Source organism: Streptococcus sp. GMD4S, assembly GCF_000296955.1.
In genome coordinates, this window is record NZ_AJRE01000097.1 from 1 (window position 1) to 4,828 (window position 4,828).

Consider the following 4,828-nt stretch of genomic DNA (forward strand, 5'->3'; position numbering starts at 1 on the left):
ATTTGATATAATAGAAAAAGGAAAACTCAGTTAGTTGGACTAGCTGAGTTTACTCTTTAAAAAAGATAGAAACGAGAGAGATCATGCTACTGCATCTATTTTCTTTGTATTTCGAGAGTTTGATCTTAACGACCATCCTTGTCGTGATTTTTCTGGGGATTTGGATCGGATTGAGAGCCATGTCTGGTGTGGACAAGACAGCCAAAGCTCGCCAAGCTCATCTCTATGATATGATTATGATTGGAGTTTTGGTCGTTCCGGTATTATCCTTTGCCGTCATGAGTTTGCTCTTGGTTTTCAAGGCATAATCCTTGCGTGACTAGCAAGAATGAGTTAGAATAAAGATAGTTACAACAAGAAAGAAGGAATAGAAATGTACGATACGATTATTGTCGGTGCTGGACCTGCGGGAATGACCGCTGCCTTATATGCTGCTCGAAGCAATCTGAAAGTGGCTTTGATTGAAGGTGGTCTGCCAGGAGGGCAAATGAATAACACATCTGATATTGAAAACTATCCAGGTTATGCTAATATCAGTGGACCTGAATTGGCTGAAAAGATGTTTGAACCACTTGAAAACCTTGGAGTGGAGCATCTTTATGGCTATGTTGAAAACATTGAAGACAAGGGTGACTTTAAGAAGGTAATCACTGATGATCAAGTTTACGAAACCCGTACTGTCATTGTAGCAACTGGTTCTAAACACCGTCTTTTGGGAGTTACCGGAGAAGAAGAACTGAACAGTCGAGGTGTTTCTTACTGTGCGGTCTGTGATGGAGCTTTCTTCCGTGATCAAGACTTGCTCGTAGTTGGTGGTGGAGATTCAGCGGTAGAAGAAGCTCTCTTCTTGACTCGCTTTGCCAAGTCCGTCACTATTGTTCACCGTCGAGATGAACTTCGTGCCCAAAAGGTTTTGCAAGACCGTGCTTTTGCAAATGAGAAAGTCAACTTTATCTGGGATTCTGTTGTCAAGGAAATCAAAGGTGAAAACCGAGTAGAATCTGTCGTATTTGAAAATGTAAAAACGGGTCAAGTGACAGAGCAAGCCTTCGGTGGTGTCTTTATCTATGTTGGTTTGGATCCTGTTAGCGATTTTGTTAAAGAATTGAATATTCAAGACCAGGCAGGCTGGATTGTGACAGATAACCACATGAAAACTGGAGTTGACGGTATCTTTGCGGTTGGGGATGTTCGCCAGAAAGACCTTCGCCAAGTAACAACAGCAGTTGGAGATGGGGCTATCGCTGGTCAAGAAGCCTACAAATTTATTACAGAACATAGTTAAGAAAAAAGTTTCCAATCAAGTGATTGGAAACTTTTTTTATAGTCGGTTTCGGAAAACTTCGTACATGAGAATGGCTGCAGCGACACTGGCATTGAGACTTTGAACATGCCCATTCATGGGAATAGTAATCATTTCATCGACCTGTTTTTTGATGTTGCTGGAGATGCCTTTTCCTTCATTTCCGATGATGAGGGCGATTTTCCCTTTTGTATTCCACTTGTGGCAAGGGGTACCGTTCATATCCGTTCCAAAGGTCCAGAAGCCTTCAGCCTTGAGTTTGTCTAGGGTTTGACTGAGGTTGGTCACTCGGGCAATCGGTACATGCTCAATAGCACCTGTGGCCGTTTTGGCAACGACAGGAGTCACTCCGACAGCACGGTGCTTGGGAATAATGACACCTGAAACATTGGTCGCATCAGCAGTCCTTAAGATAGAACCTAAATTATGGGGGTCAGTTAACCCGTCCAGAATCAATAGCAAAGGATTTTCTTCTTGTCGTGTTTTGGAAAGGATGTGATCCAGATCGCTATAGGCAAATTCGGACACTCGTAGAACAAAACCTTGGTGGACAGCGCCTTCAGTCATCTCAGAGAGGGATTTTTTTGAAGTCCAAGAAATGGATACCTTCTTTTCTGTAGCCAGTTCCTTGACTTTCTCAACATTCTTACCTCGAAGATCTTCTTGGAGGTAAAGTTTATTTCCAGTGTTTGCAAGGAGGGCTTCAGTAACGGCATGGACGCCATAGACAATATCATTTGTTTTCATGCATCTATTATAACACAAAACCCCGTCTTGCAACGGGATTTTCTTTATTCCAGAATCAGTAAACCATCTTTAACAGCAAATGGATCTTTTTCATTGATACGATCGTAAAACATGATTCCGTTTAGATGATCAATTTCATGTTGGACAACGATAGAGTTGTAACCTTTGAGCTTGATTCGGTGTTTTTCGCCATCCTTGTCAAAGTAATCAACAGTGACACGGGCATGACGGACAACATAGCCTGGAACGTTTCGGTCAACAGAAAGGCAACCTTCTCCTTCGCCAAGAGCAGCGTCCTGAACAGAGTGAGAGACAATTTTTGGATTGTACATAACAGCTTGCAAATCGTAGGCTTCCTGAGGAGTTTCACCTTCTTCTACAATATTTGGGACCAAAACGGCGATAATGCGTTTTGAGATATCCAGCTGGGGAGCGGCCAATCCAACTCCACCGCGGAGTCCCATCTTTTCAGCCATAACAGGATCTTGGGAATGTTTGAGGAATTGCATCATCTTTTCACCAAGGATGATTTCCTGGTCAGACAGTGGGAAAGTAACTTCCTCAGCAACTGCGCGAAGTGTCGGATTCCCCTCGCGGATAATATCGTTCATATCAATTAAGTGAGCAGCTTTTGTAATACGTTCTATTGCAGACATTTTCTCTCCTTTCATTACCTCTACATGATAACACAAAATAGGCGAGAAAGAAAGTCGCAGAAGTTCCTAAAAAATAATATAATAAACGGTATTCCTCTTTTGTCTGTGGTATAATAAAAGAAAAGACTTGCACCAAAAGACAAGGGGGAATAAAGATGGAAAAGCGACAAGATAGATGGTCTCAGGGCTCTCTTTATGGGATGTGGAGAACTAGTGTGGATTTCTTTCAGAATTATAAATCCTGGACCAATGCCCAGTTTATTATTGTGTTATTGCTTGCAGTTGCCTTATCCATGGGGGGAAACTTATTAGTTCTAGCAGTACAAGGTAGTAAGGGAACAAGCCCTGGTAGCCAAACTCTTGATTCTGCTAGTACATCTGGTCAATCCAAGGAAGATCAGTCTGGTGAAACAACGGCACGTATCATGGCAAATGGTGACCTTCTTTATCATATCCCTATCTACCGAACAGCTCTTAAAGAAGATGGGACCTATGATTTCCATGAAAATTTTGAGTATGTAAAACCCTGGCTCAAACAAGCGGATTTGGTGATTGGTGACTTTGAAGGAACGGTGAACAAGGACCACTATTTGGCAGGTTATCCTCTCTTTAATGCACCAGGAGAAGTCATGGATGCGATCAAGGATGCAGGCTACCAAGTTCTAGACTTGGCTCATAATCATATTTTGGATTCTCAAATTGAGGGAGTGGTTTCAACGGCTCAAGCTATTGAAAAGGCTGGAATGACACCCATCGGAGTCTACACGCATGAATCCCGAGACCAAGCCCCTATAGTCATAAAGGAAGTCAATGGTATCAAGGTAGCTCTCCTAGCCTATTCTTACGGTTTTAATGGCATTGAGCAGTATATCTCTCAAGAGGACTATAATCGCTATCTTTCTGATTTGAATGAAGATAAGATGAAGGCAGAAATCGAGCGTGCAGAGAAGGAGGCGGATATTACTGTCATCATGCCTCAGATGGGAATTGAGTACCAGCTAGAACCAACGGAAGAACAGAAAACACTGTACCATAAGATGATTGACTGGGGAGCAGATATTATCTTTGGAGGGCATCCTCATGTCGTTGAACCTGCTGAAACGGTTGAAAAAGATGGTGACAAAAAACTGATCATCTATTCCATGGGGAATTTCCTCTCAAATCAACGCATTGAAACCATGCAAGATGAGGAAAATGCCAAGTGGACGGAGCGCGGTGTTCTCATGGATGTGACCATTAAGAAAAAAGATGGAAAGACAAGGATTGAAGCTGCCAAAGCGCATCCTACTTGGGTCAATCGAACACCCAAAGGGATTTACTCTCCAGAAGGCTATCCGCTTTTCCTCTATCAGACCTATATCCTAGAGGACTTCATCGAGGGAGGCAGTCATCGTGACAAGTTGGACGAGGCGACCAAGGAACGAATTGACACGGCCTATAAAGAAATGAATGAACATGTAGGGTTGAAGTGGTAGGTGCTCACCCTAAAGGAGATATGATGACGATTAAATTGATTGCAACAGACATGGATGGAACCTTGCTAGACCAGAGGGGGCAGCTGGATCTGCCCCGCTTGGAAAAGATTTTAGATCAGCTGGATCAAAGGGATATCCGTTTTGTCATTGCGACAGGGAATGAAGTTCACCGTATGAGGCAATTACTAGAACACTTGGCGAGTAGAGTAGTTCTAGTCGTTGCCAATGGGGCGCGTATTTTTGAAAACAATAAACTGATTCAAGCGCAGACCTGGGATGATGCTATGGTTGACAAGGCTTTAGTTCATTTTAAAGGGAGGGAGTGTCGAGATCAGTTCGTCGTTACCAGTATGAATGGGAGTTTTGTCAAGGAAGGAACGGTTTTTACAGACCTGGAAAAATTTATGACTCCAGAGATGATTGAAAAACTTTACCAAAGGACAAATTTTGTGGATGAGCTAAACTCAGACCTCTTTGGAGGAGTTCTAAAGATGAGCATGGTCGTTGGTGAAGAACGTTCTAGTTCAGTTTTGCAGGAAATCAATGACCTCTTTGATGGTCGTGTAAGGGCTGTTTCTAGCGGTTATGGCTGTATCGATATCCTGCAGGCTGGGGTTCACAAGGCTTGGGGATTGGAAGAATTACTC

Annotated in this window: 6 protein-coding genes; 4 read left to right on the forward strand and 2 right to left on the reverse strand. The window is 42.9% G+C overall.

Translation table 11 applies throughout. The annotated features are described in order from the left end of the window. Positions 1-83: 83 nt before the first annotated feature. Together GMD4S_RS06970 and trxB are read left to right on the forward strand one after the other, a co-directional pair. Positions 84-308: a DUF4059 family protein gene (locus GMD4S_RS06970; protein ID WP_000924294.1), complete on the forward strand. Its 225-nt coding sequence runs from the start codon at positions 84-86 to the stop codon at positions 306-308. A 65-nt stretch (positions 309-373) separates the two neighbouring features. Beyond that, positions 374-1,285 (forward strand): thioredoxin-disulfide reductase, encoded by a 912-nt coding sequence (gene trxB / locus GMD4S_RS06975; protein ID WP_000272343.1) that lies wholly within the window; start codon positions 374-376, stop codon positions 1,283-1,285. Between the two features lie 36 nt (positions 1,286-1,321). Here the strand turns inward: trxB and rlmB are convergent, their stop codons facing one another. Further along, the gene (gene rlmB, locus GMD4S_RS06980) at positions 1,322-2,050 is read right to left on the reverse strand and encodes a 23S rRNA (guanosine(2251)-2'-O)-methyltransferase RlmB (RefSeq protein ID WP_000855737.1); all 729 of its coding nucleotides are present in this window, start codon (positions 2,048-2,050) and stop codon (positions 1,322-1,324) included. Positions 2,051-2,094: 44 nt separating this feature from the next. Next, entirely contained in the window at positions 2,095-2,706 is a 612-nt protein-coding gene (def, locus tag GMD4S_RS06985; RefSeq protein ID WP_001272959.1) for a peptide deformylase, read from the reverse strand. Between the two features lie 155 nt (positions 2,707-2,861). Here def and GMD4S_RS06990 point away from each other — a divergent pair, with 155 nt between their 5' ends. Beyond that, positions 2,862-4,181: a CapA family protein gene (locus GMD4S_RS06990; protein WP_000415553.1), complete on the forward strand. Its 1,320-nt coding sequence runs from the start codon at positions 2,862-2,864 to the stop codon at positions 4,179-4,181. Positions 4,182-4,204: 23 nt separating this feature from the next. Then, a partial coding sequence (locus tag GMD4S_RS06995) for an HAD-IIB family hydrolase (protein ID WP_000152921.1) occupies positions 4,205-4,828 on the forward strand: 624 nt, incomplete at its 3' end.